Source organism: Chloroflexota bacterium (genome assembly GCA_026713825.1).
Classification (GTDB): Bacteria; Chloroflexota; Dehalococcoidia; order Lucifugimonadales; family UBA1127; genus UBA1127.
Genome location: JAPONS010000090.1, coordinates 1 through 26,366, shown reverse-complemented (window position 1 = coordinate 26,366; position 26,366 = coordinate 1). Strand labels below are relative to the sequence as shown.

At 65.3% G+C, this 26,366-nt stretch carries 28 protein-coding genes; 12 read left to right on the top strand and 16 right to left on the bottom strand.

The annotated features are described in order from the left end of the window. Nucleotides 1-231 precede the first annotated feature (231 nt). The 5 genes from OXC99_11240 (at nucleotide 232) to OXC99_11220 (ending at nucleotide 5,517) form a co-directional block, all read left to right on the top strand. Entirely contained in the window at nucleotides 232-1,188 is a 957-nt protein-coding gene (locus OXC99_11240; GenBank protein ID MCY4625558.1) for a fumarylacetoacetate hydrolase family protein, read from the top strand. A 352-nt stretch (nucleotides 1,189-1,540) separates the two neighbouring features. Then, entirely contained in the window at nucleotides 1,541-2,551 is a 1,011-nt protein-coding gene (locus tag OXC99_11235) for a thiamine pyrophosphate-dependent dehydrogenase E1 component subunit alpha (protein ID MCY4625557.1), read from the top strand. 225 nt (nucleotides 2,552-2,776) lie between these two features. Then, nucleotides 2,777-3,805 carry an alpha-ketoacid dehydrogenase subunit beta gene (locus OXC99_11230; protein MCY4625556.1) on the top strand — a complete coding sequence of 343 codons (1,029 nt, stop codon included), beginning with the start codon at nucleotides 2,777-2,779 and terminating at the stop codon, nucleotides 3,803-3,805. 378 nt (nucleotides 3,806-4,183) lie between these two features. Further along, on the top strand, nucleotides 4,184-4,534 hold the full coding sequence (locus tag OXC99_11225; protein ID MCY4625555.1) for a hypothetical protein: 351 nt from the start codon (nucleotides 4,184-4,186) through the stop codon (nucleotides 4,532-4,534). Nucleotides 4,535-4,539: 5 nt separating this feature from the next. Then, a complete protein-coding gene (locus OXC99_11220) occupies nucleotides 4,540-5,517 on the top strand; it encodes a hypothetical protein (protein ID MCY4625554.1) in 978 nt (325 codons plus the stop codon). A 51-nt stretch (nucleotides 5,518-5,568) separates the two neighbouring features. Here OXC99_11220 and OXC99_11215 read toward each other — a convergent pair whose 3' ends face one another. Then, nucleotides 5,569-6,765 (bottom strand): aminotransferase class V-fold PLP-dependent enzyme, encoded by a 1,197-nt coding sequence (locus OXC99_11215; GenBank protein MCY4625553.1) that lies wholly within the window; start codon nucleotides 6,763-6,765, stop codon nucleotides 5,569-5,571. An 85-nt stretch (nucleotides 6,766-6,850) separates the two neighbouring features. Beyond that, nucleotides 6,851-7,168: a hypothetical protein gene (locus OXC99_11210; protein ID MCY4625552.1), complete on the bottom strand. Its 318-nt coding sequence runs from the start codon at nucleotides 7,166-7,168 to the stop codon at nucleotides 6,851-6,853. A gap of 550 nt (nucleotides 7,169-7,718) precedes the next feature. Between OXC99_11210 and recN the strand changes: the two genes are divergently transcribed. From recN to OXC99_11190, 4 genes are all read left to right on the top strand, one after another. After that, a complete protein-coding gene (recN, locus tag OXC99_11205) occupies nucleotides 7,719-9,536 on the top strand; it encodes a DNA repair protein RecN (protein MCY4625551.1) in 1,818 nt (605 codons plus the stop codon). Between the two features lie 36 nt (nucleotides 9,537-9,572). After that, on the top strand, nucleotides 9,573-10,034 hold the full coding sequence (locus tag OXC99_11200) for a redoxin domain-containing protein (GenBank protein ID MCY4625550.1): 462 nt from the start codon (nucleotides 9,573-9,575) through the stop codon (nucleotides 10,032-10,034). A 105-nt stretch (nucleotides 10,035-10,139) separates the two neighbouring features. Further along, nucleotides 10,140-11,027, top strand: a complete 888-nt coding sequence (locus tag OXC99_11195) for a tRNA (adenine-N1)-methyltransferase (GenBank protein ID MCY4625549.1) — start codon at nucleotides 10,140-10,142, stop codon at nucleotides 11,025-11,027. A 187-nt stretch (nucleotides 11,028-11,214) separates the two neighbouring features. Beyond that, on the top strand, nucleotides 11,215-12,855 hold the full coding sequence (locus OXC99_11190) for a class I SAM-dependent methyltransferase (GenBank protein ID MCY4625548.1): 1,641 nt from the start codon (nucleotides 11,215-11,217) through the stop codon (nucleotides 12,853-12,855). Between the two features lies 1 nt (nucleotide 12,856). On the opposite strand, the gene OXC99_11185 is transcribed toward OXC99_11190, so the two are convergent. The 11 genes from OXC99_11185 to rimI form a co-directional block, all read right to left on the bottom strand. Then, nucleotides 12,857-13,447 (bottom strand): hypothetical protein, encoded by a 591-nt coding sequence (locus tag OXC99_11185; protein MCY4625547.1) that lies wholly within the window; start codon nucleotides 13,445-13,447, stop codon nucleotides 12,857-12,859. A 161-nt stretch (nucleotides 13,448-13,608) separates the two neighbouring features. After that, nucleotides 13,609-14,877 carry an SAM-dependent methyltransferase gene (locus OXC99_11180; GenBank protein ID MCY4625546.1) on the bottom strand — a complete coding sequence of 423 codons (1,269 nt, stop codon included), beginning with the start codon at nucleotides 14,875-14,877 and terminating at the stop codon, nucleotides 13,609-13,611. 51 nt (nucleotides 14,878-14,928) lie between these two features. Then, nucleotides 14,929-15,144, bottom strand: a complete 216-nt coding sequence (locus OXC99_11175) for a hypothetical protein (GenBank protein MCY4625545.1) — start codon at nucleotides 15,142-15,144, stop codon at nucleotides 14,929-14,931. Between the two features lie 200 nt (nucleotides 15,145-15,344). Further along, entirely contained in the window at nucleotides 15,345-15,722 is a 378-nt protein-coding gene (gene aroH / locus OXC99_11170) for a chorismate mutase (GenBank protein MCY4625544.1), read from the bottom strand. After that, nucleotides 15,722-16,540 (bottom strand): tryptophan synthase subunit alpha, encoded by an 819-nt coding sequence (gene trpA / locus OXC99_11165; GenBank protein ID MCY4625543.1) that lies wholly within the window; start codon nucleotides 16,538-16,540, stop codon nucleotides 15,722-15,724. Before trpA ends, aroH begins: the two co-directional genes overlap by 1 nt. An 8-nt stretch (nucleotides 16,541-16,548) precedes the next feature. Beyond that, a complete protein-coding gene (locus tag OXC99_11160) occupies nucleotides 16,549-17,232 on the bottom strand; it encodes a type II CAAX endopeptidase family protein (GenBank protein MCY4625542.1) in 684 nt (227 codons plus the stop codon). 170 nt (nucleotides 17,233-17,402) lie between these two features. Then, on the bottom strand, nucleotides 17,403-17,663 hold the full coding sequence (locus OXC99_11155; protein ID MCY4625541.1) for an acyl carrier protein: 261 nt from the start codon (nucleotides 17,661-17,663) through the stop codon (nucleotides 17,403-17,405). A 20-nt stretch (nucleotides 17,664-17,683) separates the two neighbouring features. Beyond that, complete coding sequence (nusB, locus tag OXC99_11150; protein MCY4625540.1) at nucleotides 17,684-18,184, bottom strand: transcription antitermination factor NusB; 501 nt, start codon at nucleotides 18,182-18,184, stop codon at nucleotides 17,684-17,686. 5 nt (nucleotides 18,185-18,189) lie between these two features. Then, entirely contained in the window at nucleotides 18,190-19,131 is a 942-nt protein-coding gene (fabD, locus tag OXC99_11145) for an ACP S-malonyltransferase (GenBank protein MCY4625539.1), read from the bottom strand. Between the two features lie 84 nt (nucleotides 19,132-19,215). Beyond that, nucleotides 19,216-19,410: a 50S ribosomal protein L32 gene (gene rpmF / locus OXC99_11140; GenBank protein MCY4625538.1), complete on the bottom strand. Its 195-nt coding sequence runs from the start codon at nucleotides 19,408-19,410 to the stop codon at nucleotides 19,216-19,218. A 762-nt stretch (nucleotides 19,411-20,172) separates the two neighbouring features. Further along, nucleotides 20,173-20,874, bottom strand: coding sequence for a ribosomal protein S18-alanine N-acetyltransferase (gene rimI / locus OXC99_11135; GenBank protein ID MCY4625537.1), 702 nt, complete (start codon nucleotides 20,872-20,874; stop codon nucleotides 20,173-20,175). A gap of 155 nt (nucleotides 20,875-21,029) precedes the next feature. Here rimI and OXC99_11130 point away from each other — a divergent pair, with 155 nt between their 5' ends. The 3 genes from OXC99_11130 (at nucleotide 21,030) to OXC99_11120 (ending at nucleotide 23,316) form a co-directional block, all read left to right on the top strand. Further along, on the top strand, nucleotides 21,030-21,605 hold the full coding sequence (locus OXC99_11130; protein MCY4625536.1) for a sigma-70 family RNA polymerase sigma factor: 576 nt from the start codon (nucleotides 21,030-21,032) through the stop codon (nucleotides 21,603-21,605). Further along, nucleotides 21,602-22,603, top strand: a complete 1,002-nt coding sequence (locus OXC99_11125; GenBank protein ID MCY4625535.1) for a DUF5667 domain-containing protein — start codon at nucleotides 21,602-21,604, stop codon at nucleotides 22,601-22,603. Before OXC99_11130 ends, OXC99_11125 begins: the two co-directional genes overlap by 4 nt. A gap of 194 nt (nucleotides 22,604-22,797) precedes the next feature. After that, a complete protein-coding gene (locus OXC99_11120; GenBank protein MCY4625534.1) occupies nucleotides 22,798-23,316 on the top strand; it encodes a deoxyuridine 5'-triphosphate nucleotidohydrolase in 519 nt (172 codons plus the stop codon). 47 nt (nucleotides 23,317-23,363) lie between these two features. Here the strand turns inward: OXC99_11120 and OXC99_11115 are convergent, their stop codons facing one another. Genes OXC99_11115 through OXC99_11105 form a run of 3 tightly spaced genes read right to left on the bottom strand, consistent with a single transcriptional unit; the run spans nucleotide 23,364 to nucleotide 26,291 of the window. Further along, nucleotides 23,364-24,260: an LLM class flavin-dependent oxidoreductase gene (locus OXC99_11115; protein MCY4625533.1), complete on the bottom strand. Its 897-nt coding sequence runs from the start codon at nucleotides 24,258-24,260 to the stop codon at nucleotides 23,364-23,366. Between the two features lie 32 nt (nucleotides 24,261-24,292). After that, nucleotides 24,293-24,886 carry a tetratricopeptide repeat protein gene (locus tag OXC99_11110; protein MCY4625532.1) on the bottom strand — a complete coding sequence of 198 codons (594 nt, stop codon included), beginning with the start codon at nucleotides 24,884-24,886 and terminating at the stop codon, nucleotides 24,293-24,295. 7 nt (nucleotides 24,887-24,893) lie between these two features. Continuing rightward, entirely contained in the window at nucleotides 24,894-26,291 is a 1,398-nt protein-coding gene (locus tag OXC99_11105) for a heterodisulfide reductase-related iron-sulfur binding cluster (GenBank protein ID MCY4625531.1), read from the bottom strand. Nucleotides 26,292-26,366 lie beyond the last annotated feature (75 nt).

Below are 26,366 nucleotides of genomic sequence, written 5' to 3'. Positions count from 1 at the left end.
TGGGCGAAGCGCTCGCCACCCTCCTGCTCGGGCTGCACCACCCGGCTCACCCCGATGCGTTCGAGGATCGCGGCGTGCAACTCCGTCGAAGCCTTCGCGCAGCCCGCTTCGACCCCCAACGCTCCCAGCCTCATCGCCGCGCCCACCCTCCCCCCGCCCCCCCCCCCCCCTTGCCCCCACCCCCATCCCCCGGCTACCATGCCCCCGATTCATCCCAAGGAGAGTCGCACCATGAGAATCGTCCGCTTCGTACCCGCATCTGACGCCAACGCCACCCCGAGCGTCGGCCTCCTCCGAGACGACGGCGTCGTCGACGTCTCGGCCCTCGTCGCCGACCTCCCCGCCAACACCCCCCAGCAGCAGATGGAGTCCTTCATCGACGCCTACGACTCCCTCCGCCCGCAGCTAGAGCAGGCCCTCGCCGGCGGCCCCGCCATCGCCCTCGACGCCGTCCGCCTCCGCCCGCCCCTCCCCCGCCCCAGCAAGCTGCTCAACTGCATCGGCAACTACTGGGAGCACGCGGAGCGGGAGCCCAGGCCGCTCAACATGTTCCTCAAGTCCCCCGACTGCGTCATCGGCGACGGCGACACCGTCGTCCTCCCCAACAACACAAGCCCCTACATGTTCCAGCATGAGGCGGAGCTTGGCATCGTCTTCAAGGGCCCGGCCAAGGACGTCTCCCAGGATGACTGGCGCAGCGTCGTCTTCGGCTACACCTGCATGATCGACGTCTCCGCCCGCGCCCAGGGCCGCAGCACCTGGCGCTCCGGAAGCTGGATGGGCAAGTCCTTCGACACCTTCGGCCCCCTCGGCCCCTGCATCACCACCGCCGACGAAATCACCGAGCCCAACAACCTCTGGGTCAAGTTCTGGAACAACGGAGACCTCCGCCACGACTACGTTACCGACGACATGGAGCACCGCGTCCCCGAGCTCGTCGAGTTCGCCACCAACATCATGACCATGAACAGCGGCGACGTCCTCAGCTGCGGCACCAACCACGAGGGCCTCGGCCCCCTCCAGGACGGCGAGACCGGCGTCATCGAGATCCAGAACATCGGCGCCATGACCATCCACGTCTCGGACCCCCTCAAGCGGGAGTGGGAACGAGGCATCTACATGGGAGAAAACTCCACCAACCGGGAAGCCGTCCGCCTCCGCGAACAACAACAGCAAGCCCAAACCTAACGCCCGTCCCCGCCTCCATCCCGGCGAAAGCATGCCCCGTACCGCGATACGGGGCCGGGATCCATGGGCAGGGCGGGGCCGACCACCCCGAAGACCGGGGAAGGCCAACCCCACACTTATCATTCCTGCGAAGGCAAGAATCCAGTGGGGAGGGGAAGAGGGGCCGTTCGCCCTGAGGGAAATCGAAGGGGGAACGGGGCGCGACAGCGCCGCGGGGGGCGGGGAACCCCGCCAACGTGACGGCCGGGGAACGGGACCATCCTCCCACTCGTCATTCCTGCGAAGGCAGGAATCCAGAGGGGCGGGGACGCGGGGCCGCCCCCGTCGCAAAGAACAAACACAGGAGCCCACCATGGAAATCACCCAGGAAGCCCTCCGCAAGATGTTCGCCACCATGGTGACCATCCGCAACTTCGAGCTCCGCGCCTTCACAGAGGTCGGCCAGCGCTCCCTCAGGGGCGCCCTCCACCTCTCCGTCGGCCAGGAGGCCGTCCCCACCGGCATCTGCGCCCACCTCACCGACGATGACTACCTCGCCTCAACCCACCGCGGCCACGGCCACTGCATCGCCAAGGGCGTCGACGTCCGTGGCATGATGGCAGAGATACTCCAGCGCGCCACCGGCACCAACAAGGGCAAGGGCGGCTCCATGCACATCGCGGACATGTCGAAGGGCATGCTCGGCGCCAACGGCGTCGTCGGCTCCAGCGTCCCCCTCGCCGTCGGCGCCGCCATGGCCGCCAAGCAGCGTGGCTCCGACCAGGTCGCCGTCGCCTTCTTCGGTGACGGCGGCGCCAACCAGGGCATCGTTCACGAGAGCATGAACCTCGCCGCCATCTGGAACCTCCCCGTCATCTTCGTCTGCGAGAACAACCAGTACGCCGAGTCGACCCCCGTCGAGTACGCCACCCCCATCGCCGACATCGCCGAGCGCGCTCGCGGCTACAACATCCCCGGCGTCGTAGTCGACGGCATGGACGTCTTCGCGGTCTACGACGCCGCAGGCACGGCCATCGGCCGAGCCCGCGCCGGCCTCGGCCCCACGCTGCTCGAGTGCAAGACCTACCGCTACTACGGCCACGCCGCCTTCGACAACCCCAAGAACTACCGCACCGCCGAGGAGGAGGACGCCTGGAAGGCCCGCGACGCCATAGCCGGCTTCCGAAACCGCGCCGCCGCCGAAAACCTCCTCCCCGCCGCAGACCTCGACGAGCTCGAAGCCGAAGCCGCCCAACTGGTAGACGACGCCGTAAAATTCGCCGACGAGTCCCCTCACCCAGACCTCAACGAACTCCTGACAGACGTCTACCTGGACGCCCCCCCAAACTCCCTCCAAAGAGGCGCCCACCTGATGCTCCCTTAACAAACCAACACTCCCTCGCCCCCCTCTCCTCCATCCCGGCGAAAGCCGGGATCCAGGGGCGGGGAATGCCCACAACCGAGAACGGAGGAACCTCGCCCTCCTCCCACTCGTCATTCCTGCGAAGCATGCCCCGTACCCCGATACGGGGGCAGGAATCCAGAGGGGCAGGGGCCGCGGGGCCGTCCCCCACCGCCCGCAAACCAAAACACAACCCGGGAGGCAACCATGACCCAAACAACACCCAGAACCCTCTCCTACCGAGACGCCATCAACGAGGCCCTCCGACAGGAGATGGAGCGCAACCCCGACATCGTCCTCCTCGGCGAGGACATCGCCGGCGCCGCCGGCCGCCGCGAGCAGGGCTTCGTCGACGCCTGGGGCGGCCCCTTCCGCCCCACCCAGGGCCTCGTCCAGGTCTTCGGTGAGGACCGCGTCCGCGACACCCCCATCTCAGAGGCCGCCTTCATCGGCGCCGCCATCGGCGCGGCCGCCGCAGGCATGCGGACCGTCGCTGAGCTCATGTACATGGACTTCATCGGCGTCTGCTTTGACCAGCTCCTCAACAACGCCGCCAAGATGCGCTACATGTACGGCGGCAACGTCCAGCTCCCCTTCACCATGCTCACCCGCATCGGCGCGGGTGTCGGCTCGGCCGCCCAGCACTCGGAGTCCCTCTACTCCCTCATGGCCCACATCCCCGGCCTCAAGGGCGTCGTCCCGTCAGACGCCTACACCGCCAAGGGCCTCCTCACCGCCGCCATGCGCTCCAACGACCCCATCATCGTCTTCGAGCACAAGCTCCTCTACCACCTCGAGGGCGAAGTCCCCGAGGCCCCCTACGAGCTCGAGATCGGCAAAGCCCGCACCGTCCGCGAGGGCGCCGACGTCACCCTCGTAGGCATCTCCCGCATGACCCAGGTCTGCCTCGAAGCCGCCGAAACCCTCGCCGAGGAAGGCATCGACGCCGAGGTCGTAGACCTCCTCAGCGTCTTCCCCATCGACTACGATCACATCGTCGAGTCAGTCCAAAAGACCCACCGCATGGTGGTGGTCGACGAGGACACCCCGACCTGCAGCGTAGCCGCCGACATCGCCGCCACCGTAGGCGAAGAAGCCTTCGACTACCTCGACGCCCCCATCATGCGGGTCCAGGCCCCCCACACCCCCGTCCCCTACGCCCGCAACCTGGAGCTAGCCTACATCCCGGATGCCGCCCGAGTAGCCCAAACCGTCCGCCAACAGCTGGGGGTGTAACCCAACCCCTCATACCGGCGGATGCCGGTATCCAGGAATCCCGCGCCCAACGATCGCTGCCCGTGGCCGGGAAGCCTGCCCCGCGAGGGGCGGGGCCACGGGGATGTCGTAGGGGCGATTCGCCAACCGCCCACCCCGCATCCAGCGGGGCTACCGCGTCAGCGGGAACCCCGACATTCCGTAGCCCCCTCCGCAATCTCCACCCCGGCGAAAGCCGGGGTCCAGGGGGGCACGCCCTCCACCAACCACCGTCGCCATTCCGACAAATCTCGCGTCATTCCTGCGCAGGCAGGAATCCACAGGTGCAGGGCAGAGCGGCCGCCTTCCCCCCGCCCCCCCTTCCCCCATGCGAGACAATGTCCACAAAGGAGACACACCATGCCACCAACAGACACCATCATGCACCTGATCGCCAAAGCCCCCTGGCGAGAAGCCGTAACCTACAGAGAATCCTGGCCCCACGAGTACGTCGTCATCCAAAAAGACGCCCAGCAAGAACTCCTCGCCGCCTTCCAAACCCGCATCCTCCAAGGCGAGGGCGTAGAATGCCAATTCTTCCACCAGACCCGCCCCTACCTCTTCCTCGGCAACTACAAATACTGGATCATGGACCCCGTAGAAGACATAGACCCCCAAACCTACGACAGCGTCCTAAACAGAGCCCTCCTCTACAGAGACCGCCGCGACTTCACCATCCAACCAGGAGACACCGGAACGCGAGAGGTGTAACCGCAATGACCGAATCACATGGAGAGTCAGTCGCCCTTCGGGAAATGTGGCCCAATGAGGCCTACGACTTCACCCCCTGGCTAGCCGAGCATCTGGATCAACTCGGCGAGGCCGTCGGCCTGAGCTTGGAGCCGGAGGGACAGGAGCACCAGGTAGGCAGCTTCTCACTGGACATCCTTGCCAGGGAGACCAGTACAGGCAAGACGGTCGCCATCGAGAACCAACTGGAGTGGAGCAACCACGGCCACCTCGGCCAGTTGCTCACCTACGCGGCAGGATGCAATGCCGGCATTGCGATTTGGGTGGCGTCAGACTTCCAGTACGAGCATGCCAAGGCTCTGCACAAGCTCAATCAATGGGCCGGCTCCAACATCACGTTCTACGGGGTCAAGGTGGAAGTTATCAGGAGCACTTCCGATGGCCTACTGAAGGCAGTGCTGCGAAGGGTCGTCTTCCCTGGTGGCTGGGACAAGTCCCTCACGCTGCCTACGCCCCCGCCGGAGAACCCTGAGATTCGGCGGTACAGGGAGTTCTTCGATGCGCTCGCCGCCCGGTTGCGGCAAACGCACTCCGGCTTTGAGACGCCCCGCCAAGCGTTCAACTATCGGGACCGTTTTTTCCCCTCCAGCTTCCACAAGGACATGGGGTGCGTGGTCTCTTTTGAAGGCGAATACGTATGGATCTACCTCTACATCAGGACGTGGGATGACGCTGGCCTCAGCAACAGGTTGTTTGACAGGTTGGCGGAAGATTCACAGCTCATCGAGTCGAGCATTGACGCTGATGCAGATTGGGCCTGGGAACCGCATGCGGGTCTCTCGTTTGCTACCATCGGTATACGGAAATCAGCGTCCATAGACAACCCGCCGGAGAGGCAAGCGGGGACTAGTGCGTGGATGCTCAACTTCCTCCCCAAGTTCAAGGAAGTCCTTGAGCCGAGGCTTGAGAGCCTCTTAGCAGAATTGCGCGCGGACTCTCCTTAAATGCAGGCAATCCCTCCCCCCCTCAGGGGGGAAGGTTAGGATGGGCCCCCCCTACCCCCGCAACCACGCCCCCACCACCCCCAACAACCCATCCACGTCATCCTCGTTGTTGTAATAATGCAAACTCACCCGCACGCCCCCGACGCCCGACGTGTACCGCTGCGACACGCTGATCCCCTCCGACAGCAGCCGCTCCAAACACGCCGCGTCCCGCTCCCGGGACCCCGTGTGGAACGTGATGATCCCCGCCCGGTTCTCCCGCTCGAACGGCGTCTCCAGCCGGACGTCCAGCCGCCGTAGCCCCTCCTGCAGCCGCTCGCCCAGCGCCCAGATGCGCTCGGCCGACTGCGCGACGCCTACCTCGTTCGTCACCCGCAGCGCCTCCGAGAGGCACACCGCGCCCGGGTAGTTCGCCGTCCCGCCAATCTCGAACCGCTTGGCGCTGTCCGTGAACGCGTACTCCCGGTCCGGCGTGATCGTCGGCGTCGTGAAGTAGTTGACCCACCCGCCGTCCGGCGCGTTCAGGTTCAGGTACCCCCAGCTCGCCGGCTGCAGCTCCTCCAGCACCCGGTCCGACAGCGCCGCAAACCCCGTCCCCATCGGCGCGTTCAGCCACTTGTGCCCGCCCGCCAGCAGGAAGTCCACGCCCGACGTCGACACCGGCAGCGCCCCCGCCTGCTGCACCGCGTCGACCACCAGCCACACCCCGTGCGCTCGGCACGCCTCCGCCACGGCCTCCAGGTCCACCCGGTACCCGTTGCACCACTGCGTCGAGCTCAGCACCACCGCCCGCGTCCGCTCGTTGATCGCCCCCGCGTACGCAGACGCCGGCACAACCCCCGCCTCGTGCTCCAGGAACACCGGCCGCACGCCATGCGTCTTGGCAAGCTGCACGAATGGGATGGCCACCTGTAAAAACTCCAGGTCGCACATCACCACCTCGTCGCCCTCGCGCCACGGGATCGCCTGCGCCGCAATGTTCAGCCCGTGTGTCGTACTCTCCACCAGCGCCACGTTCCGTGACGACACCCCCAGCAGCTCCGCGACGTGCCCCGTCGCCTCCTCCCGCGTCCCGTCCATCCACAAATGGTGCTCCGACGCGTTCCGGTGCGACGGCCGCACCAGTTCCTCTGCGAACCGCCGCACCGCCTCCTCCGCCGTCGAGGGGATCAGCGACACGCATGCCGCATCCAGAAACGTGCGGTCGGCCAGCCCGGGAAATTGAGCCCTGACGTCACTCCAGTCCATAGCGGCGCTCCTTGCAGTCTGATTCGATTCGACTCGTGGCGTGCCACATTGGCAATGCAACCTGCCGAGGGCCATGCTACCACAGCTACGAGTGCGATTCGGGCCTTGCAGCCTTCCCCAATTCCTGCAGGGCCGCTACGACCGCGGTGAATTGCGCGTACAGCTCGAGGAACGCCGCCACCAGCTCCGGCGGCGTATTCGGGTCCTCCAGGATCCGCCCCAGCTTCCCGTGCGCGTCTCCCGGCGTCTGCTTCAGCCCGTACGACAGCAGCACCCGCCGAAGCTCCGCGTGCCGCTCCGCCGGCCTCAGCCGAGAGTACCGCCCGTGCACCCGAGCGTTCTGATTCCCCCGCTGCCCCCCACGAGTCCGCTTGCCCTGTTCACCCATCTCAGCATCACTCATCCCACAACCCTACCGCGCCCAACCCCCTCCGCGCGAGGGCCTCGTGTCAGGGTGCCCCCCTAACCCCATCCCGCCCCTCACCGCCTCCCCCACCCCGCCAGCGTCGTTCCTGCGCAGGCAGGAACCCCGACGCTTCCCGTTCAACTCTGCCGTCACCCGCCACGCCAACCCTGACACGGCCCCATTGCCCCATCGACGCCGTCTCCGCTACCGTCTCCCCATGGAAGACGCAAATGCTCGTCCAAACCGGATAGTCCGCTACGTCCAGACTGTCAGGCCGCCAGTGTTCTCCTTGTCGCCCTCGTCCCCGTCAGAGTCTGGGGTTGCGAAGGGGGAATCAGCGGGGAAAACGCACAAAAAATTTGTCTTGAATCTGAAATGCGACACTTCCCCTACGAAACAAATGGCAAACAACCTCCGGCGCAGCTACGGGAAAATCATGGACAAATCCAAACGAATGGCGGGCGCCGCCATCCCCACTGAAGGGGTTGACACCCAACCCCCCTGCCCGCCATGTTGGACTCAATCGGCACGCCCGACTGAAGGGGACATGCTGCACGTCCTGACCATCACGGATTACGCGCTCATAGACCGCCTGGAGCTTACCTTTGCGCCCGGCCTCAACGTCCTGACCGGCGAGACGGGCGCGGGCAAGTCCATCATCGTCGACGCCATCGGCCTCCTCCTCGGCAAGCGCGCCGAGGAGGGGCTCATCCGCGCCGAGGCCCGCCAGGCCCGCGTCGAGGGCCTCTTCGCCCTCTCCCTGTCCGAGGCAGACGCGGTAAGCGACCTGCTAGAGGAGGCCGGCCTGCCCTCAGACGAGGCCGTCGAGATCGTCGTCGTCCGGGAGCTCAACCACCAGGGGCGCAACGTCTGCCGCGTCAACGGCTCCATCGTGCCCCTCCGCGTCCTGACCGCGTTAGGCGAGCGGTTGGTCGACATCCACGGGCAGGGCCAGCAGCTCCCGCTCCTCAACGTCCGTACGCAGCTAGCCATCCTCGACCGCTTTGCCGGGCTCGATACGCAGGCCGCCGAGGTCGCCGGCGCCGTCGGCCGCCTGCGCGCCGCACGGCAGGAGCTCGCCGCCCTGCGCACCGACGAGCGCGAGCTGGCCCGCCGCGCCGACCTCCTCCGTTTCCAGGCCGAAGAGATTGAGGCCGCACGCCTCCAGCCGGGCGAAGATGATCGGCTCGAGGCCGAGCGCACCGTCGCCGCCAACGCCGAACGCCTGCAGGCCCTCGCGGCCGAGGCCTACAACGCCCTGTACGAGGGCGACGACCGCGCCGCCGCCGTCGATAGCCTGAGCGCCGCGGCGCAGGCCGTCGCGGGCCTCGCCAACGTGGACCCGTCGGTCGAGTCGCTGCGCGGCGACGCAGAGTCCCTCGTCATCCAGGCGCAGGAGCTCGCCCACTCCCTGCAGTCGTACCGCGACGGCGTAGAGGTGGACCCCGCCCGCCTGCAGGAGATCGAGGACCGGCTGGAGGTCATCCGCCGGCTCAAGCACAAGTACGGCGCAACCGTCGACGAGGTGCTCCGCTTCGGCGAGGAGACCGCCGCGGATCTCGAGGGCATCGCCCACAGCGGCGAGCGCGCCGAGGCGCTGGAGGCCGAGGAGCGCGAACTGCTTGCACACATCGGCGCGCGCTCGGCCGATCTCTCGCTGCGCCGGCGGGAGGCGTCGGAGCGCCTGAGCGCGGCGGTGCAGGCCGAGCTCGCGGACCTTGCGATGGAGTCCACGACCTTCCACGTCGCCGTCACCCAGCAGCCCGCGGACGACGGGACGCCGGTGTCGTGGCCGGACGGCTCCGAGGGCGCGTACGCCTTTGACGCCACCGGCATCGACCGGGTCGAGTTTCTCCTCTCGCCCGGCCCCGGTGAGCCCTTGCGCTCGCTGGCGGCGACGGCCTCCGGCGGTGAGACCTCGCGGCTCATGCTGGCCATCAAGGGCGTGCTGGCGGCGGACGCGGGCCCGCCCACCCTCATCTTCGACGAGGTCGACGCGGGCATAGGCGGGCGCGTTGGCGCGGTGGTGGGCGTCAAGACGTGGCAGCTCTCGGCCGGCCGGCAGGTGCTCTGCGTCACGCATCTGCCGCAGATCGCCGCCTTCGCCGACCTGCACGTGCGCATCGCCAAGGGCCTCGCGGCGGGCCGCACCGTCACGACGGCCGAGGCGCTCGCGGAGCAGGCCGTCGTCGAGGAGCTGGCGCACATGCTCGGCGGCGCCAGCCTCGCGGCCCGGCGCCACGCGCAGGAGATGCTGGAGCGCACCGCCCAGTGGAAGGGCGCCAACGGCGATTCGCCCGGGCAGTTCTCGCTGGAGGGGTTGGCCGCCGGGCTGGAAGTGGACACGGGCGGGGCAAGCGGCTAGAATTCCCTCTGCCCATCACATTTGCGGGAGGAACTCATGGCAATCGACGTCGGACAGCCAGCGCCGGACTTCACGCTGGACTCCACCAAGGGCGACCCGGTCACGCTCAGCGGGCTCAAGGGCAAGAAGGTGGTGCTGGCCTTCTATCCCGCCGCCTTCACCGGCGGCTGAACCAACGAGCTTACCGCTCTCAGTTTGGAGAGCGCGAAGTACGACGAGCAGGACGCGCAGATCCTCGCCATTTCCTGCAACAGCCGGTTTTCACTCAGCAAGTTCGCGGAGAGCCTGAACGACCCCGACTTCCCCCTCCTCGCCGACTTCTGGCCGCACGGCGCCGTGGGCGAAGCGTACGGCGTGTTCAACGCCGAGCGAGGCCTCAATGCCCGCAGCATCTTCATCGTCGACCGTGACGGCGTCGTCCAGTACGCCAAGCAGTACGAGCCCGGCACCCTGCCGGAGAACGAGGAGCTGCTGGCGGAGCTGGCCAAGCTAAGCTAGCAAGGCCCCAGCAATCGCGGATACCAGCGGGCCGCGCCCCATGTGCTATCGTGGAGGCGCGGCCTCGCTTTGGGTTATCGGGACGCAGACCCTGAAGGAGCATACGTGGCGGACACGCCGGACACGCAGCCGTCAACTGGCCCCCTCTTCCAGGAGGGTGACCTCGTGCTGCTCATCGACCGCAAGCGCCGCCGCTACCTGCAGCGGCTCACGGAAAAGGGCTCGTTCCAGACGCACCTAGGCTACGTGCCCCACACGGACATCATTGGCCAGACCGCCGGGTCGCGCGTCTTCGTAGGCGGCCACCGCTACCTCGTGCTGCGGCCCACCCTGGCCGAGTACACCCTGGAGTCCCGGCGGCTCACCCAGATCGTCTACCCCAAGGACGTCGGCGCCATCCTCGTCTCAGCCGACATCTTCCCCGGCGCGAGGGTGTTGGAGGCGGGCCTCGGTTCCGGCTCGCTGAGCATGGCGCTCCTGCGCGCCGTCGGCCCCACGGGCGAGCTCTTCTCCTACGAGGTGCGCGAGGGCTCCATCCCCGGCGCGCAGGAGAACATCCGCGCCGCCCTCGGCGAGACGCCCAACCACACCGTCCGGTGCCATGACCTCTACACCGGCATCCCGGACGGCGGGCTCGACCGTGTGGTGCTCGACGTGCCCGAGCCGTGGCGGGCGGTGGAGCACGCGGCGCGGGCGCTGGTCCCCGGTGGCATCTTCCTCGCCTACCTGCCGACCGTGCTGCAGGTGCACCGGCTGGCGGACGCGCTGAACCGCGAGCCGGAGTTCGACCTGGTGGACTCGTTCGAGGTGCTGCACCGTCCGTGGCACGTGACCCGTCGCAGCGTGCGGCCCGTGCACCGCATGGTGGCCCACACGGCCTTCCTCACGACGGCCCGCAAGTGCGCCCCCGGCAAGCTCCTCCGCCTAGACGACCAGGGAGGCCCCTGGTACCCGGAGGAAGCGGGGCCGCTGCCGGGGGAGGACAGCCTATGACGACAACATTCGGCATGGTGGGGATCCGCTCTGGAACAAACCCGTTGACATGGACTTCACAGGATGATATAAGAACATTTAATCTCAAAGTGGACATCCCCACGCGCTCACCCAATGTCGGAACCCATGGAAAACTGCGAGAAGACCTCTTGCATCATTCTATTGCCAACTGAAAGGATAGAGGGCAATGCGAGACTTACTTTCAGATCTGCGGCAAACTGGCGTAAATCCTCAAAACGGCATTGGGCCGATGGGAAAACGCACAGGAGCCGTATACACCCCGTCAGCGCTTGCGTACTTCCTCTCAAACTGGGCGGTTCGGCCTGAGGCAAGGGTGCTCGAACCCAGCGCGGGAGACGGCCAATTTGTCCAAGCCGTGACAGCCACCGGCCAAGCAAGGGAACTGTATGCCATCGAGTTGGACCCATCTGCATCGGAGGTTGCGCGCACCCGTGGAGACGGTTCAACAATCACCTATACCGGGGATTTCTTTGCATGGTACCGCAGCAACCACTACGACGGCACCTTTGACGCCGTCGTAGGCAACCCCCCATTCATCCGGTACCAGAACTTCCTTGAAGAGCACCGTGAACCGGCTTTTGCCCTGATGCGTGAAGAAGGCCTCAATCCTACCCGCCTAACCAATGCCTGGCTCCCTTTCGTAGTAGTCGCCACCAAAGCGCTTCGGGAGGGCGGTCGCTTTGCCATGGTCCTCCCGGCTGAGTTGCTCCAAGTCAACTATGCCAGAGAGCTACGGGAGTTCCTTGCCAAGAAGTACGAGCAGTTGCACATCATCACCTTCCGCAAACTCTTGTTTGAAGGCGTTGAACAAGAGACTCTGCTGCTTTTGGGGGAGAGGCGGGACTCGTCCGATGGAGCGGAAATATCGTTTACCGAGATCGAGGACTGTGGGGCTCTAACGGATCAGGTACTCCGTAAGTCCTCCAGTGTCCACGCAGACATCGTCCACGCAAGGGACAAATGGACTCAATTCTTTCTCTCGCCTAAAGAATTCTCACTCATTCAAGAAATTGAGGCAACCAGTCCTAACCGCTTGGGTGACTATGCGGAGGTAGACGTCGGCATTGTAACCGGCCGCAACCAGTTCTTCGTGGTGACAAGAAGAACTGCAGCCGATTTCGGCCTGACAGAACAATGTCTCCCTCTTGTTGGCAAGTCAGCGCATGTAAAGGGCCTTTTATTGCGGGAAGATGACTGGAAATTGCTTATGCAGGCCGAGACGCCTTGCCTGCTCGTTCAGCTTGGCCCGGATGACCGTGCTGAACTGTCAGACGCTGGCTTGGCCTACGTGCAAATGGGTGAGGCCGCAGGGTATCACACTGGCTACAAGTGTCGTGTCAGGGCGCCGAATTGGTGGAATGTGCCCTCAGTTTGGACGCCTGACGCCTTCATGACAAGGCAGATATACGATGGCCCTCGCATTGTAGTGAACCACACGGCCGCAGTCTGCACTGACACTATCCATCGCCTGCGGACACGTCCGGGAGTGGACCCGAGGCAGCTAGCAGCCGTATCCATAAACAGCTTGACGTGGGCCTTTTCAGAAATAAAAGGAAGGAGCTATGGGGGAGGTGTCTTGGAACTCGAACCACGTGAAGCGGAAGACCTCCCGCTGCCCCTTACGCCCGGAAGCCGATTCCTTGATTTGGAAGAACTTGATGCAGCAGCGAGAAACGGGGAAGGCGCAATAGCCAGGGACGTAGTTGACAATGTTGTGCTGCGTGAGTTTGGGCTGTCCTCAAATGAAATTAAGATGCTGAAAGCAATTTGGGTGCGGCTTAGCACACGGCGGATGGAACGGCGGTAAGTTACTCGGCGTGCGGAGGAAGCCCCTTGTATCGGGCCAAATAAGCCCTTTCTACCTGTTGCGAGAAGTTCTCAATTCGGAGCAGTGACCCAAGGTTGGGCAAATCGCTGGCAATAGAGCCGTCTTCCGGGTGCCAGATGACCAGACTCATTGCCTCAGCCAAATGGTCTGCATCCTCCGGCCCAGTTCGCCCCGCTAGCCTCTCCAGCGTACCAACAAGGGCAGATTGTTGGGGTTCTTTCAAACAAGGCTGAGGGATAGCGACCACAAAGCCAACAATGGCATGGGGAAAACGAGAATGTACTGTCGTAGCCTCTGTAGCAAGGTCATTTATCATGTTCTGATAGTTCTTACGTACGCTGTCCGCATCGTTTAGTGTCTTCGAGTCGAAAGTAATTCTGACCCCATCCGGGCGGTAACCTACGTCAAAGTTCTGCGGCCTCACTCCTCCAATCACCCGAAGCGGGCCAACTTCCACCACATCGTACTGTGCGGGGAGAAGAGCCGTAGCGGTTGGCTTAACAATACTAGTGTTGAGCATGATGGCCAAGCTCTCTCCCACGGCCTGGTCGATCAACTCACCCAGCTCCATGCTTGAGTAGGGTTTAGATCGGCTAAGTCTCTGCCCGTTCTTCTCCCATTGCTTTCCGAACGCGGCTAGCTTTGCCTGATCCAAACTTACTGCTGGCATTGACTGTAACTGCCCCATGACTCACATAGTAGCCTATGCCACTGTTCAACTCTACCAGAGTCCTAAGTCATTTCGGTCCAATTCCAGCCCTGCGGCTCGGCGAGATGCGGGTACTTCCCCTCCATGAGCGGCACGTGCGACGGGGTGCGGAGCGGTACGCGCAGTGAGTTGATGCCGCGTCGCAGCTCCCGGCGCCGGCCGTTGTCCCGCGAGAACCCCCACAGTCCCCCGCCAACGCCCCCCTTCCCCAGCACGAGCACGCGGAAGCCGCCGAGACCCTCAGGCTGCAGGAGCGACTGCGTCGCCATGCGGTTGGCCAGGTACTCCTGCCGGGGCAGCGCGCCGGAGCGGAACGACGGCTGCGGGCGTGACTGCCTCGCAAGGACATCGAGGTAGATGTCGGCGCCCAGGTTGCGGAGAAACCGGCGCTGCGAGGTGTATCCAAGGGTCCTGACGACCGGCAGGTTGTAGGCGCCCTCGCCGAACTCCTTGACGTTGGTGAAGTCCACGTGCGCCGTAATGTCCTGCTGCCCCACCCGCACGTATGGGTTGCCGGTGACCGTGTGCCGGTAGTGGCATCGCAGCGTGCCGCCGTTGCGGCGCGGCGCATACAGCGACCTTGCCGTGCCGCCGTAGTCGATCACCAAGACGTAGCCCCGCTCCAGGCTTCGGACGGCCTCCATCATCCATTCATGGGCCCTCGTGCACACCTCGCCCCGATACCCCTCCGGCAGGAGTGAGCCAATATGGTCGAGTGCGATCTTGGCGGACGGAGAGGGGTCTCCGAGCGCCTCCACGAAGTCCTCCCCATCCACGGTCACGTAGACCTCGCGCGCAACGCCGTCCCGCACGACGAAGCGGTTGACGGGCATCGCGTCGAGGAGCTCGTTGGCGATGATGCACCCTACTATGCCGCGCACCGGCAGGCCGTCGGAGACGGCCCACTGCAGACCGGGCGGCGGACTGCCGGGGGATGGGGCGTAGTCGAGCGCCACGTACCGCAGTGACCGGGCAAAGTCCGGGAAGTCGGCCCACGCGGCCTTGACGATGTCGCGGGCCATGACGCCGCTGCCCGCGCCGGGCTCCAGCACCGTGAAGCGGCCGGGCCGCCCCATCGAGTCCCACATCTGGGACAGCTGCGCGGCCAGCAGCGTGCCGAAGAGCGGGTGCGCCGTGGGGCTCGTGAAGTAGTCGCCGGCGGCGCCGATGGGGCTGGCGAAACGGTAGTAGCCGCCAATGGGAGAGTAGAGGGCAAGCTCCATGAATCGCTCGAAGGTGATGGGCCCCTCAGCCTCAATCGTGTCCCGGATGTGGCGCTCTACGGGAAGCATAGAAAAACGGCCCCGCACTTGGTATCGAGGGTCATGGGGTGCGGCGGCCGCCTAGTCGTCGTGAAGGGACTTGGTCGCGGAGGGCGTGGACATGTGGTTGAGGGATCGGCCGTAGGAGGTGACCTTCTCCCACCCCACGGAACCCAGGGAGTTTACAAAGTCCTGTGTGGCGCCGCAGAGCTTGCAGGTGCCGGTGCTGGTTGGACCGTTCGGCGTGTCGATGACCCAGTGATGGGGACAGACGTCCACCCGACTCTCCATTGCCATGAACAAGCCCTCCCTCATCACCGAAAGTAGGCGCCAGCCACGGAGACAGCACACGGGTACCGCACTGAAAGTGAAAGACAGCGGAAGTATACCCAACCGGGGGGTCACTGTCAACGATGACAAGTTGGTAGGGGCAGGGGAAGGCTGTCGAGCAGGCGCCGCCCGCCGCTGGTCGGCTTTGGCATTTGAGGGCGGGTGGTCTAGGAGTTGCGGCCGTCTCGTTGCCGGAGGTTGACGGCGCCGCGAAGGTAGACGTGCTGAATCTCTTCCTGGGTCTTCTCCGTGTTGACCAACAGCATCACGCGGATGCACATGGACAAGCCGCCGGGCACACCAATTTCGTGGCCGTTCATCAGGGCCACACCAGTCCAGCCGAGTGAACGGCGGGCCACCGTCGCGGGAAACATGGCGTTCAGATCGTGCGTGGTGGTGAACCATGCGGCGGCGATGTACTCCGCTTCCAGGCCGTTTGCCTCCACCATCGCACGCAGCAGATCCTCCGTGGCCTCCGCCATGGCCGCTTCGGTGTTTTCGGCCGCCGTGGTCGCGCCCCGGAAGCCCCTGCACATCATGGCCATCAGCGTTGCTCCCCCTGCTGCCTCGGTGAGGCCCCCAAGCCCGTCACAAACTCATGCACCCTCGACTCACGCTCGTCCGGCCCCGTCCCGGCGATCAGGTCGACCAGCGCGCTGCCGACGACTACGGCGTCCACGTCATTCGGCAGCGCGTCCACTTGCGCCTTCCGTGAGATGCCGAAGCCGACGGCGAGGGGCTTGCCGGTCCGGCTGCGGACGCGGCTGATGAGCGACTCGGCCTCCGGGAGCGGCTGGTCGCGGGCGCCCGTCACGCCGAGCAGGCTGACGCAGTAGATGAAGCCGTGGGCGGTGGCGCACGCCGCGCCGATGCGGTCGTCGGTGCTGGTGGGCGCCAGCAGCGGCACAAGGCCCAGCCCATGGCGCAGGCAGGCCTCCAGGAACGGCTGGTGCTCCTCCACCGGCAGGTCCGGCACGATGAACCCGTCGACGCCCGCGGACACCGCGGCGGCGGCAACCTCTTCAAGCCCGTAGGCGAGGAACGGGTTGTAGTAGCCCATGAGCACCATCGGCATGCGGACGCCCTTTGCCCGCAGCGCGGCCGCGGCGTCCAGGCAGCTCGACAGGGTGACTCCATTCGCCAGCGCGCCCTCGCTGGAGCGCTGGATGGTTGGGCCCTCGGCCAGCGGGTCGCTGAAGGGCACGCCGAGCTCGAGCGCCGCGGCCCCGGCCCGCTCGAGCGCGGGCACAATGGACATCGTCGCTTCCAAGTCCGGGAAGCCCATAGTCAGGAACGGCACCACGCGCTTTGGGGCGTCCGCCCCCGGCCGTTTCAGGCTTGTTTCCAGCTCTTGCCAGCCCATGTGCACCCCTACGTGATCGCGATGAAGGCCAGGAAGTTCTGCAGGCTGTGCGCCAGGATCGCCGGGCCCAGGCACCGCGTCTTGACGAAAACCCATGTGAGCACCAGCCCCGACATGAAGGCCGGCGCCAGCAGGCCAACATCGCCGTGGGCCAGCGCGAAGAGCGCCGACGACAGGACCGCCGCGCCTATGACGCCGAGCCGGCTTCGGATCCCCTGGAAGACGAAACCGCGGAAGAAGGTTTCCTCCGCCACGGGCCCGATAACGATGATCACGAAGGCCGCCGCAGCCCTCGCCAGGCCCTCGGCGTCCCTGACGGCAGCCGGCAGGTCCGGCGGCTTCAGGGACTCCACACCGATGTACTCGACAAACAGGACATACGCCGCCGTCAGCAGAAGGCTGACCACCAACCCGATGAACGGGACTAGCCACCCGGCAAGGCCCTCCGACTTGCAGAAGCCCAAAACCTCGAAGGTCGCCCCATACTTACTGATGCTGAACCACAGCGCGGCCGCCAGCATCAGCCCCTGCAGCGCCGCCGACGTCAACAGGACGGTGGCGAGCTCCCCAAAGGCGTCGACGGAGTTCAGCCACAACCCGATGCCCACCAGCGCGGCGCCGCCGACAAGGACCAGGACCAGCCCCTTGACAACGTCAAAGGCCCCCCAAGGCGCTGCCTCAACTCTGCTCAATGGGAATGGACCTCGTGGAGATTGCGGGCGCTGCCGCGGGAACGCGGGCAATGATACCACGCTGTAGCTATTGGGGACAATGAAGCCTGGAGGTGAACAAACACAAGCCAGAGCTTCCCGCTCAATGCGAAAAGCCCTGGCATATTGGTAGCGCCGTTTGTGCAGGTGCCCTACGAGTCCTGGGCGCCCTTGGACTTCAGGAATTCGACGGCGTTCTGTACGGTGCGGATTTGCTCGGCATCCTCATCCGAGATCTCAAGCGCGTTGTCGTCGTCAGAGAACTCTTCCTCAAAGGCCATGATGAGCTCAACCAGGTCCAACGAGTCGGCGTTAAGGTCCTCGGTGAAGGAGGCCTCAGGGGTCACCTGGTCCTCGCTCACACCCAAGCGGTCAGCCACCAGACTCTTAACGCGCTCTTCCACGGTCGCCATGGGTCATTCCTCCTCGTTATCTAACCTTTGGGCTCACTCTGAATCGAGTCGTGAAGTGAACCCAGCACTCCATTGATAAACCTCGGGGAGCTCTCACCGCCAAACAGCTTCGCAAGCTCCACCGCTTCATTTATCACAATCTTGGGAGACGTGTCACACCCTACCGTCAACTCATAGACCGCCAGCCGGAGCAGGCACCGGTCAACCAGCGAGAGCTGATCGACGGGCCACGCCGGCGCAAAACGCTGGATGTGCACGTCAAGGTCCTTGCAGTTCGCCTGCACTCCGGCCACAAGGCCGCGCGTGAATTGCTCACGGGAGGGCCCAAGCTCACTGTCGGTCAACACCGCTTCCAGTACATCTTCCATGTTGTGGCGCGTCGCGTCCAGTTCAAAGAGGGCCTGGAAGGCCAAGGCCCGGCCTCGACGCCTCGGCGGGAGGGAGGAACAACTCCACTCCTCGTCTTCCGGCTCGTCTCCGTCCACTAGCTCGATTGTCTGGTACGCCGTTAGTGACGTCACGCCATTTACCCCACAAGCGACTGCAGGCTCTTGGCGTCGTTCACGCCCGTCACCTGCGCGTCCGGGCAAGTGCGGCGGATGAGGCCGGAAAGCACCTTGCCGGGGCCTATCTCATAGAACTGGGTAACGCCGGCATTCCAGAGGTAGGACACTGACCGGCGCCACTGCACACAACCGCACAACTGCTCAAGCAACTCGTTCTTGATGTCTTCCCGGCTGGTGATGGGTGTGGCGTCACAATTGGCGATGATGGGGACATTGGCGTCGTTGAAGTCGGCCGCGCCTACCGCTTGCCGCATGCCCGCGACGGCCGGCCGCATGAGGTCAGTGTGGAATGCGCCGCTGACCTGTAGGCTGATGAGACGCTTGGCGCCCCGCACGCTCGCGAGGTCCATGGCCCGGGCCAACGCTATCTTCTCGCCCGCAATGACCACCTGATCGGCAGCGTTGATATTGGAGATGTACGCGCCGGTCTCCCGGCAGATTTCCTCAACCGTCAACTCGTCCAAGCCCAGAACGGCAGCCATGCCGCCCTGCTGCCTCTGGGCTGTCTCATGCATCAGGCGGCCCCGCTCCTGCACCAAACGGACGGCGTCATGAATGGCAAGAACGCTGGCAGCGGCAAGGGCGGAGTACTCGCCGACGCTGTGGCCGGCGGTGAAATCAGGCACGGGGAGGAGCTCCGGCCCTGCTATCTCCTGGGATGCCTTGAGAAAGGCGAGGCTGGTGGCAAGGATGGCAGGTTGGGCGTTGACGGTGAGGTTGAGTTCCTCCTGGGGCCCCTCAAACATCAACTTCGTAAGCGGTCGATTCAGGGCTTCATCTACTTCGTCCAGCAGCTTTCGTGCGACGGGGGACTGCTCATAGAGGTCCTGGCCCATGCCGACGTGCTGCGTCCCCTGGCCGGGGAAAACATAGGCTACTTTGGGGTTTGAGACGTCACTCATCTAGAGTCTCCTTTCCCTCAACAAAGCCATGCGGCCTGTTGCCCTACTTCCGTCCGAGACAAAATGTGACAATCTTGGAAGGGGCTAGCCACGCTCAAGGCCGGAGACGGAGATGACCTCTCGGTCACGGTAGTACCCGCAACTCGGGCATACGCGGTGCGGCAGTTTGGGGCTGTGACAGTGAGAGCAATACGAAAGCCCATGCGTCGCGGCCTTGAAATGTGACGCTCTCGACCGTTGCTTGGACTTTGAAAGCTGTTTCTTAGGCTGTGCGCCCACTATTGCCCTCTCTCTACTCCAGTGTCCGTGGAGGGGAGCAACTCGATTAATCGCGCCCAGCGGGGATCCCTCTCGTCTTCCCCGCAGTGACATTTGCTCTCGTTGCGATTTACACCACAATCGGGGCAGATGCCCGCGCATTCGGGTGTGCAGAGTGGCTTCATTGGCAAGCTGGTTATGAGGTTCTGCCGAAGCGCCTCTCTGACGTCTAGTTCATTCGTTGCGTTTATCCGGAACGCCCCATCTTCCAACAAGGGAACTGGTATGGCTGTTCCGTTCAAAATATCCACGGATGGGTAAAACTGCTCGCTTATCTCCGTATCCAGGGGCTCTTCAACATGGGTGAGGCACCGGCTGCACTCGGCTGAAACTTCTGCCGTGAGACGTCCCAGCACCCATATGCCCATGTCGGTCCGCGTGAACTTGACCCAGCCCTCCAGATGCCGTGCTTGCAGACCTTCCCAGAAGGCTCTTGCCTCCTGGACTCTGTGCCACCGTGTAGAGCCTATCGGCTCCTGTAGCATTTGTGCAACATTAAACCGCATCGGCCTTCACCGGTAACACATTGAAGGAGTCTATGGGCACACTTGGCCATTTGTCAAGTAGAGCGCACCTACGGATATTGCGGAAACGGTAACACTTGCGCACCAATGAAGCCGCCGGGGGCTCCAAGCCATGGTGTGACGATATTTCAACGTGGTGTGACAATCAACCAAATGGCTTGTAAGCGCTTCCATGAATGTCACAATCGCCACATGGCGGCTATGACGTCAGCATGCGCTCCGATTCGCCCCACCTGCGGGCGTGTTCCTCCACCTTGGCCGAGAGCTCCCGCTGGTACTCCGCCGACTGGATCGCACCGGTCGTCATTATGTAAGCATCTTCGTTGTTGTCCGTGTAATAGCGTTTTCTTGCGCCAACAATCTCAAAGCCGTACTTCTTGTAGAGCGTCTGCGCCAGGTCGTTGGTGACGCGGACCTCCAGGGTGACCTCCCTGGCGCGGCGCAGGATCGACAGCTCCACGCACCCCATGAGCAGCAGCTCGCCGATGCCCCGGCCGCGGTACTGTTCCCTGACGGCGATGGCCGTGATGTGCGCCTCGTCCGCCATGAACCACATGCCCACGTAGCCTGGAATGATTTGCCTGACGCCGTCGCCGTCCATGTGCTGCCGTCCGGCCCGCGGCCACAACCCCTGCAGCAACCGCGCCAACAGCGAGCTCGGCGGCGGCGCGGCCTGCGGTGGCGCGACGGCCTCAGCGCCCACTTCATCCGACGGGCGGTAGGACACGAGGTACCGGGCCAATCGGTTATGTAACTCTTTCCGCAAGGGGGTCGGCGGCCACGTTGTCGGGAAGGCCTCCCGCTCGATCTCGGCGACGGCCTGCGTGTCCTCCGGCAGCATGGGCCGAAGGGCGTAGGGCATGGAGGACGTCTTCGACTGCTCGTGCTCCAGAATGCTCATCGAACGTTCCTTGCTTGTTGGGCCACCATGGTACCATGCCCTCCCTCAAGATTCCTCGAATTGGGTGCTCACCAAACCCGGGTCTCAGCCGTTATAGTAATTTGCACAGGGTCGGCGAGTCGTCGAGCACCCTGAGGAGTCGACACGGAGGCCATGTGCAGGACACGGAAGCCCTGGTCCGGGCAGCGCAGGAAGGCAACCTGGCGGCCTTTGGCCAGGTCTATGAGGAATACTACCTCAGGGTGTACCGCTACGCGGCTGCGAGAGTCGGGCAGGGCGCGGAGGCGGAGGACATTGCGCAAGAGGTCTTCTTGAAGGCTCTGAACTCGCTTCACCGGTTCAAGTTCACCGGGCCGCCCTTTGCCGCCTGGCTCTTCCGCATTGCCCACAACCTGATCATCGACCGCGCGCGCCACGCGAAGGCGGCATCCGCCGCCACCTCCGGCCCGCCGTCGTCGCTCGACCTGGCGCTGGGCGTTGCGGGCGACCAGAACGTCGAGGAGCAGGCGCTGCTGTCGCTGGACATGGATGCGCTGCGCAAAGCGTTGGGGAAGGTGACCAAGCTCCAGCGGCAGGTTATCGAGCTGCGCTTCATCGCCGGGTTGTCTCTGGCTGAGACCGGCGGCGTCATGGGCCGCAAGGAAAACGCCATCAAGGCGCTGCAGCACTCCGCCCTGGGAGCGCTCCGGCGCATCCTGGCCCCCCAGGCCTCCGCGGAGGTGACGAAGTGAGCACGAGCGGCATGCACATTGACGACGCCCTCAACGACTCCCTCGATATGATGGCCCAGGGCATGACCATTGAGGAGTGTTTGGAGCGCTACCCGGCCCTATCCGACGAACTCGCCCCCCTGCTGCGCCTTGCCATGGAGACCCAAGGCGCGGCAGAAACGATGGCGCCCTCTCCGGAGGCGCGGCGGACCGGCCTCGGACGCATCACCGACGAGTGGGCCGCAATGCAGGCCCGCAGGAGCCGCCGGGGCCCGTGGCGACTGCTGCGGCGCTCGTGGGCGCTGGCCGCCGTTGCCGCGCTCGTACTGGCTTTCGGCGGATGGACGACGACCGCCGCTGCACAGGACAGCGTCCCGGGCGACACGCTCTACCCCGTGAAGCAGACCCATGAGCGCGTCCTGCTGCTGGTGGTCTTCACCCACGGCGGCAAAGCCGACCTGCATGCCAGGCTGGCGGAGGCCAGGGCCGTTGAGGCGACGAAGCTGGCGGCCCAGGGAAGCGACCCTGTTGCCGTCGACCAAGTCACCCGGAAAATGCAGGAGCACATGAGCGAGTGCGTCTCACTCATGGGCGGTGAATTGCCCGCTTATGCCTTCAGCGACACCGGTATGGTCAGGGTGGTGGGACCCGGAGGCAGGGAATACAGCCTGTCCCGAAATACTTCTGTGTCCGGGGAAGTCAGCATTGGGGGCAGGAAGTACGTTGTGACCCGCGATGCGAGTGAATTCAGCGTTGGCGGCAGGTCATACTGGGCAGAAAGAGAAACCCGGCGTCTGCGGCCCCCACGAGGCGAATGGTCGAGTCGGCGGGCCGCGATGAAGGAGCAGTTCTACCAGCACTTCCTGCAATTCCAGCAGGGGCGCGGGGAGCTCTCGACGGAATTCCGTTCGCCCCGGCACGCTCGCATTGAGGCCGCATTCCAGCGCTCCGAGCAGTTGATGCTGGAGGCCCTTCTGATGATGCAGGCGTTGGAGGACGCGCACCACCCTCCGGAATAGCCGCAGACTGTATGCGCGGGCCGGGGTGGGGAATGGCGCCGCCCCGGCCCCCTCGTTTTTGGGGCGAACGTGAACTTCTCCAGCCTTGAACCGCCCGCCCGCCTATGCTCCAATGCAGCCACTGTCCGCCTGCCAAAGCACGAGCCCTGGTCATCGTGCGCCCGGCATAGCGGCGGACTCAGGGGAGTGCGGCAATGATCGCCCATGGGCTCGACCGTGACACCATCGTGGCGCTGCTGGGGGCGGACCCGCCGCTGGTGCAGGGGTACGCCGACCTGGCAGCGCAACTCCAGCCCAACGGCTTCGACCTGACGCTGGCCGAGGTCGCCGCGTTCACGGAGCCCGGCGTCATCGGCGAGACCAACGCGCAGCGACGGCTCGCGGAGGTGGAGATCATCCCCTACGGCGATGACGGCATGGTGCATCTGGATCAGGGCGCATACCGCATCACATTCAATGAGGTCGTGAGCCTCCCGCTCGACGTTATGTCCATAGGCCAGACGCGGTCCAGCTTGCTGCGCTCCGGCGTCGCGGTCCACGGCGGCATCGGCGACGCGGGATTTCGCGGGGTGTATCAGGCGCTCCTGGTGGTCTACCACCCCGGCGGGTTCACCGTGGCGCGCAATGCCCGGCTGCTGCAGGTCGCCTTCTTCCGGCTGACGCAGCCGGTGACCGAGGGCTACCAGGGGCGGTTCCAACAGCCGCCGCGGTAGGCCCCGTTCATCCTTCAATTTCCCTCAGGACGAACGGACCGGAGCGGCTACCCGCGCACCCTCGCGATAACCTCCTCGCCGAACTGTGCGAGCTGCTCCTCCAGGATGTCGTTGGGGAACTGCAGGTGGAAGGTGTCCACGCCAAGCTCCACGTACTCGTCAATGGTGGACAGGACCTTGTCGGCGTTGCCCATGAGGCCCCCGCGACGGCCAAACGTCTGCGGGATCACCGAGTCCGGGTCCTCGTCGCCGATGTAGCCGGTGCCGTTCAGGACGCGGTAGATCGTGCCCGGGTCGCGGCCCGCGCCCTCGGCGGCGGCTTCCACCGGGTTAAGGAGGCCAAGGTACTGCTCGTGGCTCTCCGGCCAGCCGCCGTTCTTGATCCAGCCCTCCGCGTGCGCGCCGGTGTAGCGGAGCATCCGCGGCCCGCCCGCGCCGATGATGATGGGGATGGCGCCCAGCGGGGCCGGCGGCGCCGAGCACTCCTCGACCGAGAACTGCCGCCCCTCGTACGAGAAGCTCTCGTTGGCCCACAACCCGCGCATGATGGCGATGGCGTCCTCCAGGTCCGTGACCCGCTCGCCGGGCGAGCCGAAGGGGATGCCGTAGGTCACGTAGTGCGTCTCCTGCCCGCCCGCGCCGAGCGTCAGGATGACCCGCCCGCCGCCAGTCATCACGTCCAGCGTCGAGGCCATCTTGGCCAGCAGCGCAGGGTTGCGGAAGGGCACATTCAGCGTCGAGTGGGTGACGGCGATGCGCTCCGTCTGAACGGCGACGGCCGTCGCCAGCGTCCAGCCCTCCATGCTCGGCTCCGGCGGCCTGTCGCTGAAGGAGATGACGTCGAAGCCGGCGGCCTCGGCGGTCTGCGCCACGGACACCACGCGCTCGTAAGGGATGTTGCGGGGGTTGATGCCAAACCTGATGGGGTTGGAACTCTTTGCCATGACGTGCCTCCTCTGTGTTCTGGGTAGGGCGCCTAGACGCCGCGGTCCGGGGCGCGCTGCTGCCGCGCCCGCAGTACCAGGTACTCGAGGGCGTTGCCGTCGAAGCCCAGCGACACCGCCCGGTGCGTGTCCTCCTCGCATTGCGCGTCGTTGCCGAGCAGCGCGTGGGCCATGGCCCGCAATGCGTAGGCCGACGCCGACGCGGGGTCGATCTCCATCGCCCTCGCGAGGTCCGGCAGCGCCTCGTCGGCGCGGCGCAATTCGATGTACGACGCCGCCCGGTTGTTGTAGGCGTCCCGGAGGGTGGGGTCCAGCTCAACGGCCCTGGTGTAGTCGTCGATGGCCTGCAGCGGCTGGTGCAGCGACGTGTGCGCCATGCCCCGGTTGTAGTAGGCCTCCGCCGACTCCGGCCGCAGCCGCACGACGTTGTTGAAGTCGCGCAGCGCCTCGAGGGGCGCTGCCATCTGCCCGTACGCGACGCCCCGCTGATAGTAGGCGCTGGCGTCGTCCGGGTCCCGCTCGATGGCGCGGGTGAGGTCGAAGATGGCCTCTTCCAGGCGGGCAACAGCCGCGGCTTGGGCATCCGCCTGGGCGTGGTCGTCGTCGTGCGCGTGGCCGTTGGTCATGTTTGGGCTACTCCCCGGCCAGCTGCTGCGCGAGGAACTCGGCCAGGTGCAGCGGCGCGACGCCCGTGCCGTGCTCGACCTGTTGACGGCAGGACACGCCCGTCGTCACGACGGTTGCGCCCGGGTTTTTCCGCACAGCAGGGAAGAGCGCCCGCTCGCCAATGGTCATGGACACGTCGTAGTGCTCCTTCTCGTAGCCGAATGCGCCCGCCATGCCGCAGCAGCCCGCGTCCGGCACCTCGACCGTCGCGCCGGGCACGCTCCGCAGCGCTGCCAGCGACGCGTCGACGCCGGCGAGCGCCCGCTGGTGGCAATGGCCGTGGAAGAGCACCGTGCCCTCGTGCGGCTTGAACTCCAGCGGCAGCCCGCCCTCGGCCGCCGCAATCTTGGCCAGCAGCTCGTCGATGAGCACGGACTCCCGCGCCACCACGGCTGCCCGCGGGTCGTCCGGCAGCAGGTCGAGGTACTCGTCGCGGAGGGTCAGCAGGCACGACGGCTCCGTGCCGACGATGGGGACGCCCTGCTCGGCGTAGGGGAAGAGCACCTCGATGTTGTGCCGCGCGTGCTCGATGGCGGTGGGGAGCATCCCCTTGGACATCATCGCGCGGCCGCAGCACCAGCGCGGCGCCGTCTCGACGCTGTACCCCAGCCGCTCCAGCAGCTTCGTCGTCGCGATGCCGACGCCAGGGTAGTTGCCCTCCATATAGGTGTCGTTGAAGATGACCACCCGCCCTCGCGGCGCTTCCCGTTCGTCCTGAGGGAAATCGAAGGATGAACGGGACTTCCCTTGCTCGCGCTTGTGCTTCCGAAACCAGCTCGTGAACGTCTGGCCCGCGAACTTCGGCAGCCGCCGCTTGGGGTGGATGCCCAGCAGCCGCTGTCCGAGTCCCGCGCCGGGCAGCCGCGACGCGACGTTCAGCACCGGGGCCAGCCGATTTCCGATGGGGTTGAGCCGGTGCACGTTGCCGAAGAGCTTTTCCCGCAGCGTGAACCCGTGCTCCGCGTGGTAGTGGCCCAGGAACTCGTACTTCAGCTTGGCCATGTCGACGCTGGAGGGGCACTCGAACTTGCAGCCCTTGCACTCCAGGCAGAGGCTGAGGACGTCGTGGAGGCGGGTGCCCGTGAACTCGGTGTGCGGCACCAGGCCGGAGAAGACGGTGCGCAGCGCGTTGGCGCGCCCGCGCGTCGAATGCTCCTCGTCGCGCGTAGCCATGTACGACGGGCACATCTGGCCGCCGAAGGTCTGCCGGCACGCGCCCTGCCCGTTGCACATCTCCGCGTGCTCGGCGATGCCCCCGTCGCGCGAGAAGTCGAAGTAAGTCTCTAGCTGCATGGGCTTCCACGACGGGCTGAACCGCAGGTTCTCGGCCAGTGGCGGGCAATCGACGATCTTGGCGGGGGTCATGATGCCCTGCGGGGCGGAGACGCGCTTGAACTCGCGGAACGACTCCTAGAGCTGCGGGCCGAACATCTTATCCGC

What these genes read in the sequence shown, in the direction of transcription:
- OXC99_11215 (MCY4625553.1), bottom strand. Translation starts at nt 6,765, where the DNA reads ATGGACTGGAGTGACGTCAGGGCTCAATTTCCCGGGCTGGCCGACCGC.
- OXC99_11110 (MCY4625532.1), bottom strand. Translation starts at nt 24,886, where the DNA reads ATGACCAACGGCCACGCGCACGACGACGACCACGCCCAGGCGGATGCC.
- OXC99_11235 (MCY4625557.1), top strand. Translation starts at nt 1,541, where the DNA reads ATGGAAATCACCCAGGAAGCCCTCCGCAAGATGTTCGCCACCATGGTG.
- OXC99_11230 (MCY4625556.1), top strand. Translation starts at nt 2,777, where the DNA reads ATGACCCAAACAACACCCAGAACCCTCTCCTACCGAGACGCCATCAAC.
- trpA (MCY4625543.1), bottom strand. Translation starts at nt 16,540, where the DNA reads ATGGGCTGGCAAGAGCTGGAAACAAGCCTGAAACGGCCGGGGGCGGAC.
- OXC99_11185 (MCY4625547.1), bottom strand. Translation starts at nt 13,447, where the DNA reads ATGGAGCTGGGTGAGTTGATCGACCAGGCCGTGGGAGAGAGCTTGGCC.
- aroH (MCY4625544.1), bottom strand. Translation starts at nt 15,722, where the DNA reads ATGGCCATGATGTGCAGGGGCTTCCGGGGCGCGACCACGGCGGCCGAA.
- fabD (MCY4625539.1), bottom strand. Translation starts at nt 19,131, where the DNA reads ATGAGTGACGTCTCAAACCCCAAAGTAGCCTATGTTTTCCCCGGCCAG.
- OXC99_11155 (MCY4625541.1), bottom strand. Translation starts at nt 17,663, where the DNA reads ATGGCGACCGTGGAAGAGCGCGTTAAGAGTCTGGTGGCTGACCGCTTG.
- OXC99_11175 (MCY4625545.1), bottom strand. Translation starts at nt 15,144, where the DNA reads ATGGCAATGGAGAGTCGGGTGGACGTCTGTCCCCATCACTGGGTCATC.
- OXC99_11105 (MCY4625531.1), bottom strand. Translation starts at nt 26,291, where the DNA reads ATGACCCCCGCCAAGATCGTCGATTGCCCGCCACTGGCCGAGAACCTG.
- OXC99_11180 (MCY4625546.1), bottom strand. Translation starts at nt 14,877, where the DNA reads ATGCTTCCCGTAGAGCGCCACATCCGGGACACGATTGAGGCTGAGGGG.
- recN (MCY4625551.1), top strand. Translation starts at nt 7,719, where the DNA reads ATGCTGCACGTCCTGACCATCACGGATTACGCGCTCATAGACCGCCTG.
- OXC99_11220 (MCY4625554.1), top strand. Translation starts at nt 4,540, where the DNA reads ATGACCGAATCACATGGAGAGTCAGTCGCCCTTCGGGAAATGTGGCCC.
- OXC99_11120 (MCY4625534.1), top strand. Translation starts at nt 22,798, where the DNA reads ATGATCGCCCATGGGCTCGACCGTGACACCATCGTGGCGCTGCTGGGG.
- OXC99_11190 (MCY4625548.1), top strand. Translation starts at nt 11,215, where the DNA reads ATGCGAGACTTACTTTCAGATCTGCGGCAAACTGGCGTAAATCCTCAA.
- OXC99_11225 (MCY4625555.1), top strand. Translation starts at nt 4,184, where the DNA reads ATGCCACCAACAGACACCATCATGCACCTGATCGCCAAAGCCCCCTGG.
- OXC99_11210 (MCY4625552.1), bottom strand. Translation starts at nt 7,168, where the DNA reads ATGAGTGATGCTGAGATGGGTGAACAGGGCAAGCGGACTCGTGGGGGG.
- OXC99_11240 (MCY4625558.1), top strand. Translation starts at nt 232, where the DNA reads ATGAGAATCGTCCGCTTCGTACCCGCATCTGACGCCAACGCCACCCCG.
- OXC99_11115 (MCY4625533.1), bottom strand. Translation starts at nt 24,260, where the DNA reads ATGGCAAAGAGTTCCAACCCCATCAGGTTTGGCATCAACCCCCGCAAC.
- rimI (MCY4625537.1), bottom strand. Translation starts at nt 20,874, where the DNA reads ATGAGCATTCTGGAGCACGAGCAGTCGAAGACGTCCTCCATGCCCTAC.